10 protein-coding genes and 1 pseudogene are annotated in these 15,981 nt (G+C 59.4%); 3 read left to right on the top strand and 8 right to left on the bottom strand.

The features are described 5' to 3' along the window. Window positions 1-5: 5 nt before the first annotated feature. The 5 genes from AB5Y97_RS17455 to mscM form a co-directional block, all read right to left on the bottom strand. Complete coding sequence (locus AB5Y97_RS17455) at window positions 6-740, bottom strand: succinate dehydrogenase/fumarate reductase iron-sulfur subunit (RefSeq protein WP_005335057.1); 735 nt, start codon at window positions 738-740, stop codon at window positions 6-8. Continuing rightward, entirely contained in the window at window positions 733-2,517 is a 1,785-nt protein-coding gene (gene frdA, locus AB5Y97_RS17450; RefSeq protein ID WP_005335056.1) for a fumarate reductase (quinol) flavoprotein subunit, read from the bottom strand. The genes AB5Y97_RS17455 and frdA overlap by 8 nt, the downstream gene beginning before the upstream one ends. 509 nt (window positions 2,518-3,026) lie before the next feature. Next, complete coding sequence (locus AB5Y97_RS17445) at window positions 3,027-4,904, bottom strand: methyl-accepting chemotaxis protein (protein ID WP_005335052.1); 1,878 nt, start codon at window positions 4,902-4,904, stop codon at window positions 3,027-3,029. Window positions 4,905-5,059: 155 nt separating this feature from the next. After that, window positions 5,060-5,743: a glycerophosphodiester phosphodiesterase gene (locus AB5Y97_RS17440; protein WP_201946273.1), complete on the bottom strand. Its 684-nt coding sequence runs from the start codon at window positions 5,741-5,743 to the stop codon at window positions 5,060-5,062. A 24-nt stretch (window positions 5,744-5,767) separates the two neighbouring features. Further along, complete coding sequence (gene mscM, locus AB5Y97_RS17435; protein WP_368158572.1) at window positions 5,768-9,049, bottom strand: miniconductance mechanosensitive channel MscM; 3,282 nt, start codon at window positions 9,047-9,049, stop codon at window positions 5,768-5,770. A 155-nt stretch (window positions 9,050-9,204) separates the two neighbouring features. Between mscM and AB5Y97_RS17430 the strand changes: the two genes are divergently transcribed. Beyond that, window positions 9,205-10,542: an MATE family efflux transporter gene (locus AB5Y97_RS17430; protein ID WP_201946269.1), complete on the top strand. Its 1,338-nt coding sequence runs from the start codon at window positions 9,205-9,207 to the stop codon at window positions 10,540-10,542. A gap of 88 nt (window positions 10,543-10,630) precedes the next feature. Here the strand turns inward: AB5Y97_RS17430 and AB5Y97_RS17425 are convergent, their stop codons facing one another. Beyond that, a complete protein-coding gene (locus tag AB5Y97_RS17425) occupies window positions 10,631-11,452 on the bottom strand; it encodes a peptidoglycan DD-metalloendopeptidase family protein (protein WP_201946267.1) in 822 nt (273 codons plus the stop codon). 303 nt (window positions 11,453-11,755) lie between these two features. Here AB5Y97_RS17425 and AB5Y97_RS17420 point away from each other — a divergent pair, with 303 nt between their 5' ends. Beyond that, window positions 11,756-12,535 (top strand): BPSS1780 family membrane protein, encoded by a 780-nt coding sequence (locus AB5Y97_RS17420; RefSeq protein ID WP_021229782.1) that lies wholly within the window; start codon window positions 11,756-11,758, stop codon window positions 12,533-12,535. Between the two features lie 66 nt (window positions 12,536-12,601). Here AB5Y97_RS17420 and AB5Y97_RS17415 read toward each other — a convergent pair whose 3' ends face one another. Next, window positions 12,602-13,501 (bottom strand): LysR family transcriptional regulator, encoded by a 900-nt coding sequence (locus tag AB5Y97_RS17415; RefSeq protein WP_005362277.1) that lies wholly within the window; start codon window positions 13,499-13,501, stop codon window positions 12,602-12,604. Window positions 13,502-13,627: 126 nt separating this feature from the next. On the opposite strand from AB5Y97_RS17415, the pseudogene AB5Y97_RS17410 reads away from it, so the two are divergent. Beyond that, window positions 13,628-14,308, top strand: a pseudogene (locus AB5Y97_RS17410) (MBL fold metallo-hydrolase); the annotation flags it as partial. 35 nt (window positions 14,309-14,343) lie between these two features. Here AB5Y97_RS17410 and AB5Y97_RS17405 read toward each other — a convergent pair. After that, a protein-coding gene (locus tag AB5Y97_RS17405) for an IS3-like element ISAs20 family transposase (protein WP_088813959.1) occupies window positions 14,344-15,905 on the bottom strand; the annotation gives its coding sequence in 2 pieces (ribosomal slippage) (window positions 14,344-15,443 and window positions 15,443-15,905; 1,563 coding nt in all). Between the last annotated feature and the right edge of the window lie 76 nt (window positions 15,906-15,981).

Raw genomic sequence — 15,981 nt, 5'->3', positions numbered from 1 at the left:
TGCTCTCAATCTGGCTTGAACATGGCGATCATGTAGTCCTTGGCGCTTTCGACCTTGCCAAGCTGGATGGCCGCCGCCGGATCGACGCCCTTCGGGCACACTTCGGAGCAGTAGCCCACGAAGGTACAGCCCCAGACGCCTTCGTCCTGGCTGATGATGCGCATACGCTCTTTGGCGCCAGCATCACGGTTGTCGACGTTGTAGCGATAGGCCAGAGCCAGTGCCGCCGGGCCGGTGAACTTCTTGTTGATGCCGTACTGCGGGCAGGCCGCGTAGCAGAGACCACAGTTGATGCACTGGGAGAACTGCTTGTACTGCGCCATCTGGGCCGGCGTCTGGATGTACTCGCCATCACACAGGCTGCGCGGCTCGCTCGGGATGATGTACGGCTTGATGCTCTCCAGCTTCTCGATGAAGTCGGACATGTCGACCACCAGATCGCGCTCGATCGGGAAGTTGTTGAGCGGCTCGACGGTCATCTTGCCCGGCAGGTAGTCGCGCAGGAACGCCTTGCAACCCAGCTTGGGCACACCGTTGACCATCATGCCGCAGGAGCCGCAGATCGCCATCCGGCAGGACCAGCGGAAGCTCAGGGTAGAGTCCAGGTGATCCTTGATGTACTGCAGGGCGTCCAGCAGAGACATCTCTCTCTGGTAGGGCACCTGGAAGGTTTGCATCCAGGGCTCGTTATCCTGTTCCGGACGGTAGCGCAGGATCTCAATTTCAATCATCTCAGCCATTCTTCTTAGCCTCGTCTTGTTTCTCACCCTCGGAGCCGTACACGCGTTTTGCCGGCTGGGACTTAGTGATCTTCACATCGGAGTAATCGATGGAGGGCGTTTCGCCATTTTTGTAGAACGAGAGCGTGTGCTTGAGGAAGTTCACGTCATCGCGCTCTTCGTAACCATCCAGACGCTGGTGGGAACCGCGGGACTCTTTACGATTGATGGCGGAGTGTGCCATGGCTTCAGCCACGTCCAGCATGTAACCCAGTTCGATGGCGTACAGCAGATCGGTGTTGAAGACAGAGGACTTGTCGTTGATCTTGACCTTCTTGTAACGGGCTTTCAGCTCGTTGATCTTGTCGATGGTGCCCTGCATCAGCTCTTCGGTACGGTAGATACCGACGCCGGCTTCCATGGACATGCCCAGCTCGTTGCGGATATCGGCCGGGTTTTCGGTACCGTCTACGTCCATCAGGGAGAGGTGCTGCTTGATGAGCGCCTCGGCCTTGGCGGCCAGCGCTTCGGTATTGCCATGCTTCTGAGTCTTGGCAAATTCACCTGCCTGCTCACCGGCCAGCTTGCCGAATACCACGATCTCGGACAGGGAGTTGGAACCCAGACGGTTGGCACCATGCAGACCGACGGAGGCACATTCGCCCGCGGCGTAGAGGCCGGGCAGACGGGTGGCACACTTGTTGTCAGTCTCGATACCACCCATGGTGTAGTGGGCAGTCGGACGTACCGGGATAGGCTCTTTGGCCGGATCCACGTTGACGTAGGCTTTGGCCAGTTCGCAGATGAACGGCAGACGCTCTTTCAGGTACTTCTCGCCAAGGTGACGCAGGTCGAGGTGAACCACATCGCCCATCGGGCCCTGAATGACGCGGCCTTTCTGCTGCTCTTGCCAGAATGCCTGGGAAACGCGGTCGCGCGGACCCAGTTCCATGTATTTGCTCTTCGGCTGGCCGATCGGGGTTTCCGGGCCCAAGCCGTAGTCTTGCAGGTAGCGGTAGCCATCCTTGTTCAGCAGGACACCACCCTCACCACGACAACCTTCGGTCATCAGGATGCCGGTGCCCGGCAGACCGGTCGGGTGATACTGGACGAACTCCATATCACGCAGTGGTACGCCGTGACGGTAGGCCAGTGCCATGCCGTCGCCGGTGACGATGCCACCGTTGGTGTTGTAGCGATAGACACGGCCAGCACCGCCGGTTGCCACGATCACGGATTTGGCCTGGATGAAGCGGGTGATACCGTTCTGGATGTCGAAGGTCAGTACGCCCTGGACACGGCCGTCGTCCACGATCAGATCAAGGCAGAAATGCTCGTCGAAGCGCTTGATGCTCGGGTATTTGACGGAGGTCTGGAACAGGGTGTGCAGAATATGGAAACCGGACTTGTCTGCGGCGAACCAGGTACGCGGAACCTTCATGCCACCAAACGGACGCACGTTGGCTTTGCCATCCGGCTTGCGGCTCCAGGGGCAACCCCAGTGCTCCAGCTGGATCATCTCTTTGGTCGCGTTGTTGACGAAGTATTCCACTACGTCCTGCTCGCACAGCCAGTCACCACCGGAGACGGTGTCGTTGAAGTGGTTTTCGAGGGAGTCGTCATCACGGACGACACCGGCGGCGCCGCCTTCGGCAGCAACCGTGTGGCTGCGCATCGGGTAAACCTTGGAAATCAGGGCGATGTCCAGGTCTGGCTGTGATTCGGCTATAGCGATAGCGGCGCGTAAGCCGGTACCGCCAGCACCGATGATGGCCACATCGGTCTTGATAATATCCACATCTGCCTCCTTAGGGATAGATTTGCTGGGCACGATTTTGCTCTATGAAAAAAATTCAGGCTTGATGCAAGTCAAACTGCTAGGTTTTATTCCCTTTTTATTGGTTATTTTTCTATAAAACACCCAAATCCCTGGATGAAAATGTCGTTATTATCGTCATTTTTTGGTGTTACTGAGCAGTTGAACACCTAGCTACGAGCACTTTAACTTCTGGATTGTACGTAGTTTTCTTTCAATAAAATGCGAATCACCTCTCTTTTTAGGTACTCGCGAAAAAAATTTTAAGTTTTTTATTGTAATTTTTTAATGAGAATTATTGGCATTTATCTATTCGGATAGAAATAAGTAATCCGAAGTGCGGAGGTGACCACGGCGGTGATCTGATAATTCCAGACGAATTACAAGGATTTCAAGGCGGGGTATTTGGCGGGTAATGTGAGATTACTCACTGAAAATTAAGCGCTATTTAGAAAAATAAAAGGGGCCTGTACGGCCCCTTTTGCTCATGCTCAAATGCGGAACATGCCGACCTGATTGCTCAGTTCACCCGAAATATTTTTAAGTTGTTCAGAGAGATGGCGTGAGCTGTCTGCATCCACTGCCAGTTCGTCCGAGACATCTTTCACTGCCTGAATGTTGCGACTTACCTCGTCGGTGACGGCCCGCTGCTCTTCAGCCGCGCTGGAGATCTGGGTCGCCATGTCGGAGATCTGGTTGATCGAGGTGGTGATCTGCTCCAGCGCATGGGTGGCGTTGTTGGCGTCATCCACGCTGTTCTGGGCCAGCAGCTGGCCTTCGTGCATGGTGCTGACCGCTCCCTGGGTATTGCGTTGCAGGGTTTCGATCATATTGCGGATCTCGACGGTGGAGCTGTGGGTACGCTGTGACAGGACGCGCACCTCGTCGGCAACCACCGCAAAGCCGCGGCCCTGTTCACCGGCACGTGCCGCTTCGATGGCGGCGTTGAGTGCCAGCAGGTTGGTCTGCTCGGCGATGCCCTGAATGGTGGAGAGGATGGTGTTGATCTCCTGAGCGTTTTTCTCCAGTTCCTGAATGATGTTGGAGGCCTGTTCCACCTGGGTGGCCAGATCGGTGATGGAGCGCTGGTTGCGGGCGATCACCTGCTTGCCATGCTCGCAGCTGCTGGAGGAGCTGCGGGCCGCTTCGGCGGTCTGCTCTGCGTTGCTGGCGACCTCGACTGCGGTGGCCGACATTTCGTGTACCGCAGTGGCTATCTGGGAGATCTCGTTTTGCTGGCGTGCCAGCCCCTGATTGGCCTTCTCCGCCATGCTGTGGGAGGACTTGGCCTGCTGATTGAGTTGGCCGGAGGAGTTGGAGATATCCTGCACCATCACATGGATCCGCTCGATGAAGGTGTTGACGTGTTTGGCAACCGCGCCTACTTCATCCTCACGTTCAATCTTGATGCGGCGAGTCAGATCGCCGTTGCCACGAGAGAGATCGGCAATCGCTTCGCCCAGGGTTTTCAGAGGGGCCAGCGATCCGTTGATGGCGACATAGGAGAAGCCAGCCACGATCAGTATGGTGATAAGCCCCTGGATGAAGGAGGAGGTAACCATGCGGCGTACCGACTGGTAGGCGATCTCTTCATCCACCATCATGCCGTAATACCAGTTGGTATTGGGGATGGCGTTAAAGTCGTAGACCTCTTTCTTGCCGCTGATCACCAGCTCGTTGATCATGCCGTCATGGGCGACCTGATTGATATAGGCCGCAGTCAGTTCCGGTGCCAGAGCGGTGGCGGATTTCAGGCTCAGGGAGGCATCGGGGTGCGCGATGATGGTGCCATTGCTGTCCACCAGCATGGCGTAGGTGCCCTCGGTGGTGACCGCAAGAATGTCCGAAATCAGTGAGCTGATGGAGACGTCACCGGCGATGACCCCCTGGGTATTGCCGCGCTGGAACGGCTCGGCAATGGTGACAATCAGCTGGCCGGTGGAGATATCGGCATAGGGGGCTGTGATGACCAGTTTGCCTGCGGCGGCCGCGTCCTTGTACCAGGGGCGTTGACGTGGGTCATAACCGGCGGGCAAGTCGGTTGGTTTGCTCTGGATCATCTTGCCGTCTGCGGTACCGGCATAGACCAGGTCGAAGCCACCGGCATTCATGGACTGGGCCAGATGACTGATGGGCTCATCTTCTTTGGCGAATGCTTCCTTGGTGGTGCTAACCATGCTGATCCGGGAGTCGACCCAGCGGGAGATCCCCTTGACGTTGGCCATGGAGCTTTCGTCGATGATGTTCCAGACCAGTCGCTGGGTCTCGCTGCGCAGTTGCGAGGTGTTGTACCAGACCTGCAGGCAGGTGATCACCAGAATGATGACCCCGATAGCCAGAACAAGCTTGTTTTTAATGGATAAGTTCATAGTTACATCCTTGTGAGCGTCAGTCTGAAGTGTGTGTGGAATCTAGTTATTGTTATGAGCCTCTGTTTATCGGCTGAAGTTGAACTCTTTGTATCCCGGTCAGCTATTTAAAGTTAGTGCCTAAATCAGTGGTTATCCATGTGCGTATCCCCCCCTCACTGCGCCAGAAAACGATCTGGTCGATTGGTGAAGATTCCATCGACCCCCATGCTAGAGAGCGTTTCATAATCTTCTGGATAATCAACGGTATAAACCAGTACTTTGAGTCCCCGGCGATGGGCATCATCGACCAGCGCGGCGTCGATGAAATCAACATCACAATTGATGGACCAGGCCCCCAGCTCGTCGGCAAACTGCGCCAGGTTGAGTGGCTGATTGGCGGTCAGGGCACCGAGCCGGATATCGGGCCGCAAGGCGGCAAATCGGGCCAGCTCCGGGTGATGGAAGGAGGAGACCACCCACTGGCCGGGAGTAAAGCCCAGCTCGGCCTCTGCCCGTCGGGTCAGGGCTGCCACCGCATCGGCGGTATGGGTGCCTTTGAGCTCGATGTGCAGCTCGCAGCGTCCGGCGATGATCTCCATCACCTGCCACAGGGTCGGGAGCACCTCTCCCTCACCGGCATCGAGCTGCTCCAGATAGGAGCGGGATTGCTCGGTCAGCACCCCCTTGCCATTGGTGCAGCGCTCCAGCCGCCGGTCGTGGAAGACCCACAACTCGCCATCGGCCGCCTGCACGTCGATCTCGATGGCTGATGCTCCCAGCTCCAGCGCTTTGGCTATCGCCTTGAGAGTGTTTTCGGGGGCCAGGCCGCTGGCGCCACGGTGGGCAATAATCTGCATGTTCTGCTCCTTTTACCTCGCGGATCAGCCGCGGCTCAGATGAATGTCGATCTGTTGATGGGGCAGGGTAAGTCCCTGCTGCTGCATCTTCTCCAGCACCAGCGAGTGAACCTCGTGGGTGATGGGCATCCGGTGATCCATGTTGTTGACGTAGAGGCGGATCTCGTAGATCAGTGCCGAGTCGGTGAATTCGATCAGGAAGACCTCTGGGGTCGGCGTCTCCAATACCAGGGTCGATGCCTGGATGGACTCTTCCAAAATGCGCTGCACCAGTTTCGGATCCCGGGTCAGGCCGATCCGGATCCGCAGTTTGACCCGGGTGATGGCATCGGAGAGCGACCAGTTGATTAACTGTTCGGTGATGAAGGCCTTGTTGGGCACGATGATCTCCTTGCGATCCCAATCCACTATGGTGGTGGCCCGGGTCTTGATCTTGGTGACGGTGCCGGTGAGATCGCGGATGGTGACTGTGTCACCGAGCCGGATCGGCTTCTCAAACAGGATAATGAGGCCGGAGACAAAGTTGGCGAAGATCTCCTGCAGACCGAAACCCAGTCCCACCGAGAGGGCGGCGACCAGCCACTGGGTCTTCGACCAGTCGATACCGAGCATGGAGAAACCGGTGAGGGCGCCAACGAGGATCACCAGATACTTGCTGGTGGTCGTGAGGGCAAAGCCGGTACCCGGGGAGAGGCTGAGGTGCTGCAACAGGGTCAGCTCCATCAGCCCCGGCAGGTTTCGGGCTGTCACCACGGTCAGGATGAAGATGAAGGCGGTCAGCATCAGATCCTGCAAGGTGATGGCCGAGAGCTGCTCAATGCCGCCAATCTTGCTGCTCACCTGCCACACCTCGATATTGCTGAGGAAGCTGAAGGCGGAGTTGAGATCCGACCATTGCACCACCACCAGCATAGTGAAGCCCAGCATCAGCAGGGTGCGCACCAGTCCCAGCGACTGGGCGCTGATGGTATCGAGATCCAGCTCAGTCTCTTCCACCACGTCCGGGGTCTCGGAGCTGAGCTCGTCATGCCCCTCTTCCCGGCCGCGCTGGGCCAGGATCTCGGCGCGCTTGCTCTTGGCGCGCTCGAAGGCGAGGCGGCGGCGCTGGATCAGCATCCAGCGTCTGGCCAGATAGTAGACCAGCAGGCAACCCAGCCCCATCAGCAGGCTAAGTTCCAGCTGGCGCAGCAGGGTGCGCGAGGTATAGAAGTAGCCAAACAGGGCGCCAATCACCGCCAGCAGCGGCGCCAGCATCAGGCTGTTCCAGATGAAGTGGTGCAGCAGATGGGGCTTGGTCATGTCGGTCTGGCCCCAGGTGAGTGGCAATCGCTCCCGGTTGAGGCGGGCAAAGAAGAGCAGCAGCCAGAGTGCACCGATCATGAAGGCCATCCGGCCGAGAGAGTCGTAGAAGGCGTGCTCCTGATAGCTGTTGGCCATCCCCTGCACAAAGAAACTCGGGATCAGCACCAGCAGCAGGGTGCGAAACTGCCCCCATACCTTTTGCACCTGTTCCCTAGGCCAGCGGAAGTGGTGGATCAAAATCCCCCGCTCCAGCGTCAGATGGCGGGCCATCACCAGCGCCAGCAGCAGGAACCAGATCTCGCCAAGACCGCGCGCCACCGCCACCGCAAACGGGTATTGCCAGGCCCCTTCGAGCAGGCCGCGCACCATCAGCACCATGGCGGGCAAGGGGAGGGCGGCAAGCAGGGAGCGCAGCAGCAAGCGGCTGGTGAGGCTGAATTTGTCCTGAGTTACCTTGCCGATCCGCGGCGCAATATGGTCGCAATAGAGGCTCAGATGACGGGCCAGCTTGAACCAGCTCCAGGCCAGCACCAGCAGACCAATACCGGCTAGCGTGAGGCTCAGCGGGCTGTTTTCGGCGATGGCGTAGGGCAGTTGCAGCCAGTTGTCCGGGTTGAAGGCCAGGGTCAGCGCGGCAGGAATACCGAGCATCACCTGTGGGGTAAAGGGGCGCACATCCGGCATCCAGAACAAGTGGCTGGCGCTTATTTCGCGGATCTCGTCGATCTTGCTGTTCTGGCGGCTGTAGAGCAGCTTGAGACGGGTCTGCTCCTGAATGAGGGTGTCTGAGGCGTCGTTGAGCCGGGTCAGCAGTTGGCGCCGGGCCTTGAGCAGGTTGTCGAGCACCGCTTGTTGCGGCCGATCGAGCGTCACCTCCTCTTCGGCCATCAGCTTGTCGCGCAGCTGGCGGGTATCCTTGAGCCCATCCTGCTCGCTCTCGTACTGGTACTTGGCCATGCGGGCGCTGACGATGGCGGACTCCAGCTTGTCGAGGGGAAACTGGGGAGGCAGGTCGGAGAGTTTGCTGCGCAGGTTCTCGCCGTAGGCATTACTGATCTGCAGCCACTCCAGCTGTTCGCGTACCGAGTTGACCAGCTCATTCAGTTCAAACAGATTCTTGTCGACGCTGCGCTGCTCGTCCTGCACCCGCTCAATCTGATCTTCCAGTGTGCCGAGTTGGATCGAGAGCGCCTGATTCTGCTGTTGCAGCTCCAGCAGCAGCGGCATGTCGGTGGTGAGCTGCTTGCGCAGCCGTTCGCTCTCCTCCAGCGCCTGCTCGGTCTTCTCCCGCCGCAGCTGGTTCTGCTGGGTCAGCAGGCTGGCTTGCCACTCATCCTCGTCGGCGATGGCCAGATTGAGCTCCTGCAGCCTCAGCTTGCCGAGATCGTTGCGCTGCTGGGCCGAGAGCTGTTCCAGCTCCAACATCTGGATCCGGTCAGAGAGGCTCTGCTCCTTCATTCTGGTCAGCAGCAGTTGGGCCTCCTGCTGGCGATCCGATTCGCTGCTGAAGCTCAGTCGCTCCAGCTGGCTGCGGGTCAGTTGCAGCTGTTTGCGCAGATCATCCACCCGCAGGTGATACTCCTGCCCGGTGCTCTCCAGCTGGTTGAGGCTGTCCATTACCCCCTGCCGCTCCTTGCGCAGGTTGAGCTGGCGGTTGCTGCTCAGGCCTATGGCCTGGCGCAGCGCCTCCTCCTTGAGGCTCGCCAGCGGCGGGCGAGCAGCGGGCTGATAGTTGTGCAGGCTCTCCTTGAGGCGTGCCGACTCCTTGGGGTAATCGATAAGGATCTGCTGATAGGCTTTGCTCTGCTCCCGATAGCGCTCGGCCTCTCTGGCAAATTGCAGCGCCTGCTGGTAGCTCTCCCGCAGCTTCTGGTTTTCCGGGGTATCGCTCTTGGGCACGCTCTGCAACAGGGATTCGGCCTGGGCAATGGCATCGTCGGCGCGCACGGCTGGCGGCAACAAGATAAGGGAGAGCAGCAAGAGGGTGAGCAGGCGTTGCAACATGAGGCTCGTTTCCGTTCAGAAGAGGTGGCCCTAGCCTAAAACAGGGCAGGGAGGCGGGTAAAGCAGTCTATATTAATGATTCATAACACAAATAACAGGAAGTCGTGCTGCCGTTTCGCTATGATCCCGGCCGCTTTCTCTCCACCGAGTCGAATATGTCAGCTGTTGATCTGGGCACAGCCCCGCTATCTCGCCTTTTCTGGCGTTACGTAACCCCGACCGTGGCGGCCATGCTGATCACCGGCATCTATGTCACCATCGATGGCATCTTCGTTGGCCATGTGCTGGGTCAGGATGGGATGGCCGGTCTGATGCTGGCTTATCCCATCTGCGCCGTGCTCTATGCGGTGGGGGCGCTGATCGGCATGGGGGCCTCGTCGCTGGTCTCCTTCTATCTGGGGCAGGGCAATCCGGCCAAAGCCCGCCATATCGTCGGCAATGCCCTGGTGATGGTGTTGCTGGCCTCGGCACTGCTCAGTTTTATCGGGATCCGTTATGGCGAGCCCATGCTGGCCTGGATGGGGGCGGAGGGGGAGATCTTCAGCGCCGGGCTCTCCTACCTGCAGGCCTACGCCTGGCTGGGTGTCTTTGCGGTGCTGTCGATGGCGTTCAGCTCCCTGCTGCGCAACGATGGCCGCCCCGGATTTGTCACCCTCATCATGGTAGTCGGGGGGCTGCTCAACGTGCTGCTCGACTATCTGCTGATGGTAGTGTTTCCGTTCGGACTGGCCGGGGTGGCGACGGCCACTATGCTTTCCCAGGCGGTGACGGGCCTCGCCTGTCTGTGGTACTTCTTCACGCCGCGCAGCCAGCTGCGGATAAGCTGGGACACCTTGCGCCCCGATCTGCGGCTGATGGGCGAGACGGTGCGCCTCGGGATCTCCAGTTTTCTGATGTACCTCTATCTCTCTGTGGTGCTGGCGCTGCACAACAAGGCGTTGCTGGCGGTGGGTACTTCGCTGCATGTGGCGGCCTACGGGGTGATCAGTTACACCGAGGCCTTCTTCTATCTGGTGTTCGAGGGGATCGCCATGGGTATCCAGCCCATCGCCAGCTTCAACGCAGGAGCCGGTCACTGGCGGCGGGTGCTGCGGATCCGCAATCTGGCACTCGGAGTGACGTTGGGGATCGCCCTGTGCGCCATGTTCCCGCTCTATCTGTGGCCGGAGGCGGCGGTCTATCTGTTTGCCGGGGACAACGCCACCCTGCTGCCGGTGGCGAGCCTCGGGATCTGGCTCTACTTCTGGGGGCTGCCGATGGAGGGCTTGCTGCTGGTGGGGGCCACTTACTTCCAGGCCATCAATCGGGCCCGCATCGCCTCCCTGCTCACCGGTGGCAAGCTGGTGCTGATCGGCGGTTTCTTGTGGGGATTCTCGACCCTGTGGGGCGTGCCCGGGGTCTGGCTTGCATTGCCAACGTGCAGCTCATTGCTGGTGTTGGTGATGTGGCGGGCGATGCGTCGGGAGTCCGGCGCCCACGCGCTGGCCGGATAGGTAATCAGGTTCGACGTGCAGATAGCAGACAGGCAGCCATGGGCTGCCTGTTTTGTTAGAGGATGTTTTGTTAACGGGCTCTGCCGATTCAGGGCTTGAAGGCGCCGATAAAGATGGCGGGATCGACCCGGGTGTCGTTGAGGCTGACGTTCCAGTGCATATGGGGGCCGGTAGCGCGGCCGGTCGAACCGACTCGTCCGACGATGCCGCCACGCGGCAGGCTCTGACCGAGCTTCACATCGATCTTTGACATGTGGCAGAACATGCTGATGAGCCCCTGACCGTGGTCGACAAAGACGGTATTGCCATTGAAGAAGTAGTTGCCGATCAGGATCACCTTGCCGGCGGCGGGGGACTTGATCGGGGTGCCGGCGCCCACTGCGAAGTCGAGGCCGGAGTGGGGATTACGCTCCTCGCCATTAAAGAAACGACGCAGGCCAAACGGGCTGGAGAGGGGGCCGTTGACCGGCTTGTCGAACATCAGGTTGCTCGGCTGGTTGGGGCTGAAGGTCTGGTAAGCCCGGGTCTGCTCCGCCAGCTCGCGGTTGATACGAGTCATATCCTCGGCGAGTGGATTGACCTGACGGCTGTTCTTGAGCTTGATGTGCTGCTCGCGATAGTGCTTGGGGGTGACGGTGAAGCCGAGAGTACGGCCATCACCTGTGGTCAGTTGCTGGGCGCCGGGCATGCTTTTCAGAGAGATGCCGACGATGGCGATCCACTGGTTGTCTTCGCGCACCACCAGCACGGGTTTGTCGTGATAGCGGGCCGTGGGGGCAGTGGCAGATGCGCCAAGAGGGATCACCGCAACGCCACCCGGCACCGGATGGTTGAGCAGGCGACTGATAAAACCCTCGGCCAGGGCCGACTGGCTGGCCAGTAACAACAACAGACAACAAACAACTCTCATGACGATACCACTCGATGTTAAAGCGCCCGGGATGGCGGGATGACAACCCCCCTGTCCGGCATTCGTCGATCACTAAAGGATGATCACGGCACGCTGGCCACGACAGGCGCGGCTGGGGAAGGGGACAGATTGTGCCTCGTTATGGTCGGGGCAGCCAGTGGCGGGGCGTGGCTGACGCCCCTTTTGTGCATAGCTGCGTCAGGTTTTATGTCGTGGTCGGGCCGCTTCGTCATTGAGTCGCCCCCGCCCTGGCTCTAGAATCGGCTTCCGGCACTGATGCCACCGACACTCCGAGGAGACGATATGAACGGATTACCCCCTTTGCGCACCACACCGGCCCGGTACACGACAGGTCGTGGCTGGCTCTGGGTTCGCAGCGGGTTCGATATCTTCAACAAGGGGATGGGGATCAGCGTGGCCATGGTGCTGGTCTGGTTTATGGTGGGTATGCTGCTGGAGCAACTGCCGGCGGGTGGCCTTATCTCCCAGCTGCTCTACATGGTGTGGGGCGCGGGTTGGGTGGCGGTCGCCGCTCGGGGTTATCGGGGGGAGCCGCTGCAGTTTGCCGATCTCTTCGCCGGTTTTCGCCACAAGTTGACCCCGCTGATGCTAGGCGGTCTGCTGGTGTTGCTGCTGTTCAGCCTGGTGGGCCTCGTCTGTCTCGGTCTGCTCTCCATGTGGGGGCTGCTCCCGCTGCTGACGCAGGATCCCGAGAGCATGGTGGTCTCAGCCAGCCAGTTGCAACAACTGCTGCTGGTATTGCTGGTGGGGATGCTGCTCATCATTCCCGTGCTGATGGGGGTCACCTTTGCTCCTGCGCTGATCTACCACCACGATATCGGCATCATCCAGGCGGTACGGCTGAGCTTCTTCGGCTGCTGGCGCAATATGTGGCCCTTCTTCTGGTGGGGGCTGCTCTCAGCCATTTTGTTGCTGTTTGGCGCTGTGCTGTTGCTGGTAGGTCTGCTGGTAGTGATCCCGGCGCTCAACTACTCCATCTATGTGGCTTATCGGGATATTTTCCTGGACGAGAGTGCGCAGCCGGAAGCACCGCACTCAGAACCATTCGGATTTGAAGCCTGATCAAGGGATCAGAGTGAAGAAGGGGCCCGCAGCGGCCCCTTCGTTATGTTTGGGTGTGCGGAGTGCTTACTCCTGCCAGATGGGATCCGCCGCCATGCGAGCCAGCAGAAAATCGAGGAAGCTGCGCAGTAGCGGCGACATCTGCTTGCGGGTGGCATACACCCCGTAGACTCCGAGGCGCTTGGGCTGCCAGTCGGTCAGTAGGGGCACCAGTTCTCCGCGCTCCAGATAGGGTTGGGCCGAGTAGCGGGGCTGCAGGCTGATACCGGCGCCTTCCAACGTTGCTTCCAGAAGCAGGTTGGAGATATTGGCGCTCAGGTTACCGCTGACCGGTACTGACTCGGGACCGTCCGGTCCATTGAACTCCCACAGGCTCTTGCCGAAGTAGGTGTAGGTGAGGCAGTTGTGCAGCGCCAAATCCTGCACCTTGTGTGGCATCGGATGACGGGCCAGATAGGCCGGGCTGGCACAGACTACCGAGTGGCAGGTGCCGAGACGGCGCGCCACCAGATTGGGGTCGAGGTCGTTGGTGATGCGCACCGCCAGATCGATCCGCTCCTCCACCAGATTGACGGTTCTGTCGAGCAGCAGAATGTCGATGGCCGTCCCCGGGTATTGCGCCAGATAGTCGTTGGCCGCCCCGACCAGCAGTGCTTCTGACAGGGAGTAGCTGCTGGTGATCCGCAGTTGCCCCTTGGGGGCGTCATCCCCCTTCACGGCGATTTGCTCCATTTCTTCGCCGAGAGCCAGCATGGCACGGGCCCGGTTCAGCGCCTCCTCTCCTGGCCCTGTCAGGCTCAAACGACGGGTGGTGCGGTGCAGCAGGCGGGCGCCCATCCAGCTCTCCAGCTCGGCCAGATAGCGCGACACCATGGCGCGCGACATATCCAGTTTCTCTCCGGCGCCGCTCAGGCTCCCTTGTTCGACTACGCTGACAAAGACCCGCAAGGCGGTCAGTCGATCCATGTACGGCTCTCTATATGTTCGATATGTGCAACAGTGATGTGCTTTTTATGCTGTATTTGCACCTTAAGTGATCCAATACACTGTGTCCATCAAATGAACCCCCGAATACTTAATGAGGAATAGATGATGAACAACACCCTGATCCGCAACCTGACTCTGGCTACCACCCTGTTGAGTGGCGCCGTACTGGCCGCCCCCCTGAGCGTGACCGTCTACAATCCTGGCGAGAAGGCGATCTTCCCGGTCTCCTCCTCACTGGTGACCGGTGACAAAGAGGCCATCCTGATCGATGCCCAATTCGACGTGCAGAATGGTCAGGCACTGGTCGACATGATCAAGAAGAGTGGCAAGAAGCTGACCACTGTCTATATCAGTGCCGGTGACCCCGACTTCTACTTCGGTCTGGAGCCGGTCATGGCGGCGTTCCCGGATGTCAAAGTGCTGGCCGATCAACACGTGGTTGACCACATCAACCAGACCAAGGATGCCAAGCTGAGCTATTGGAGCCCGATCCTCGGCAAGGGCGCACCGAAGAGCCTGACCGTGCCGCAAGTGATGACCGCCAGCCACCTGACGCTGGATGGCGAGAAGATTGAGATCAAAGAGATGAACACCCCGAATGCCTACCTCTGGGCCCCTTCCATCAAGACTGCTTTTGGTGGTGTACCGGTCTACCACGGGGTGCATGTCTGGATGGCGGACAGCCAGACCAAGGCGGCCCGCAGTAACTGGGTCAAGGCGCTGGACAACCTGCTGGCCCTGAAACCCGAGCGCGTGGTACCGGGCCACTTCCTGGGGACTGCTCCCGGCGTTTTTCAAGATAGTTGTCGCGCAAAGCTGTTTTAAGCAGCCTCTTTTTGCTCCGGCTCGGGTTTCTCGGGCCGCTCCGGATTTAGCATCACGGCACCGATAGGTGTCCAGTCTCGCGTCTTGCCACTCCACCTCGCTGGGTGTTGTGCTCGGGCGGCCTGGTACACAGCATCCCGTTTCGCCAGCAGGGCTTTATCGTCACCCCGATGCCGCTCGTTGGGTGTGACGAAGCGGATACGGCTATGCCGGTGCTCTTCGTTATACCAGGCCATAAAGTCGCGCACCCACTCCCTGGCCGCTTCCAGACTGGCAAAGCCGTCTGATGGCCACTGCGGACAGTACTTCAGCGTCCTGAACAATGACTCCGAGTACGGATTATCGTTGCTGACCCGAGGCCGTCCCCGCGAGGGCGTGACACCCAGGTCATGCATCTTGGTCAGCAGCGTGACTGACTTCATTGGCGCGCCGTTGTCCGAGTGCAAGACCAGCGGCTGCTTCCAGCACTGCTCGCGGATGATGCTCCGTTGCAGCAACGCCGCCGCCCGTTCACCGCACTCTTGCTCATGCACTTCCCAGCCCACCCCTTTGCGGCTGTAGATGTCCTCTATCAGATAGAGGTAGTAATACTGGCCGCGCACGAGTGACGGCAAGTAGGTGATATCCCAGGACCACACTTGATTGGGCCCAGTCGCGGTATGGCTGGTTGGTACCGGCACATGGCGCGGTGGCTGGCTCCGGCCACGCCTGTGCTGCTGGTCAGCCGCCCGCAAGATGCGATAGAAGCTCGACTCACTGGCCAAGTAGCGCCCCTGGTCGGCCAGCCGTGGCACAATTTGACTCGGCGGCAACGAGGCGAACTCCTGGCTATTGCAGACGTCCAGCACGGCCTGCCGCTCCTCTGGGCTCAATGCATGAGCAGGTATGGAACGAACCGCATCCGGTCGCCTATCGGCACTCAGCTCAGGCCCGGCCAACCAGCGCTGGAGCGTGCGCAGACTCAGCCCCAACACCTCGGCCGCAGGATGCTTGCGGGCGCCAGCTTCAAGCGCTTCGCGCCACCATGCAACGTATTGCTGCCGCTCTGGCAACGAGGTCAGTTGTCCTCGTCGACGTTGCTCCAGTAGGCATCGAGCTTTTTTTGCAATATCAGCAGAGCTGCTGCCTCGGCCAGGGCCTTGTCTTTGCGCCGCAGCTCTTGCTCCAGTTGCCGGATACGCTTCTTGTCCGCTTTGGCCTGTGCCTTCTCCGCCTGTTGTAAGGTACGAGCGGATTGCTGGCCCAGAATACAGGCTTGGCGCCATTGCTGGACTTGCTCGGGATAGAGACCCTTACGGCGGCAGTACTCACTGAGTTCAATCTCGGAAAGCGCAGCGGTTTCCAGCACGACGGCGAACTTGGCCTCGGCGGGCCATTCATCGGTCAGTTTGTTGTCCCCGGGCACAGGAGACCCTCCGTCTTTGGCGTGTTTGCGCCAATTATACAGAGTGACCTCGCTGATGTTTTCCTGCCGAGCCAACTCGGCCACCGACATATTGATGGGCGGCAGCAGCTTCTTGAGCAAAGCAGCCTTGCGCTCACTTGAATAACGAGCCATTCGACACTCTTTATCCGCCCCCGGTCTTCACATTTAGATTATTCAGATTAGGCGACAACTATTCTGACACCGGGGG

Source organism: Aeromonas sp. R10-2, assembly GCF_040908445.1.
Classification (GTDB): Bacteria; Pseudomonadota; Gammaproteobacteria; order Enterobacterales; family Aeromonadaceae; genus Aeromonas; species Aeromonas veronii.
Note: the sequence above shows the minus strand (reverse complement) of the source record. Positions and strands in the feature narration are given on the sequence as shown.

What these genes read in the sequence shown, in the direction of transcription:
- AB5Y97_RS17445 (WP_005335052.1), bottom strand. Translation starts at nt 4,904, where the DNA reads ATGAACTTATCCATTAAAAACAAGCTTGTTCTGGCTATCGGGGTCATC.
- AB5Y97_RS17425 (WP_201946267.1), bottom strand. Translation starts at nt 11,452, where the DNA reads ATGAGAGTTGTTTGTTGTCTGTTGTTGTTACTGGCCAGCCAGTCGGCC.
- AB5Y97_RS17430 (WP_201946269.1), top strand. Translation starts at nt 9,205, where the DNA reads ATGTCAGCTGTTGATCTGGGCACAGCCCCGCTATCTCGCCTTTTCTGG.
- AB5Y97_RS17420 (WP_021229782.1), top strand. Translation starts at nt 11,756, where the DNA reads ATGAACGGATTACCCCCTTTGCGCACCACACCGGCCCGGTACACGACA.
- AB5Y97_RS17455 (WP_005335057.1), bottom strand. Translation starts at nt 740, where the DNA reads ATGGCTGAGATGATTGAAATTGAGATCCTGCGCTACCGTCCGGAACAG.
- AB5Y97_RS17440 (WP_201946273.1), bottom strand. Translation starts at nt 5,743, where the DNA reads ATGCAGATTATTGCCCACCGTGGCGCCAGCGGCCTGGCCCCCGAAAAC.
- mscM (WP_368158572.1), bottom strand. Translation starts at nt 9,049, where the DNA reads ATGTTGCAACGCCTGCTCACCCTCTTGCTGCTCTCCCTTATCTTGTTG.
- AB5Y97_RS17415 (WP_005362277.1), bottom strand. Translation starts at nt 13,501, where the DNA reads ATGGATCGACTGACCGCCTTGCGGGTCTTTGTCAGCGTAGTCGAACAA.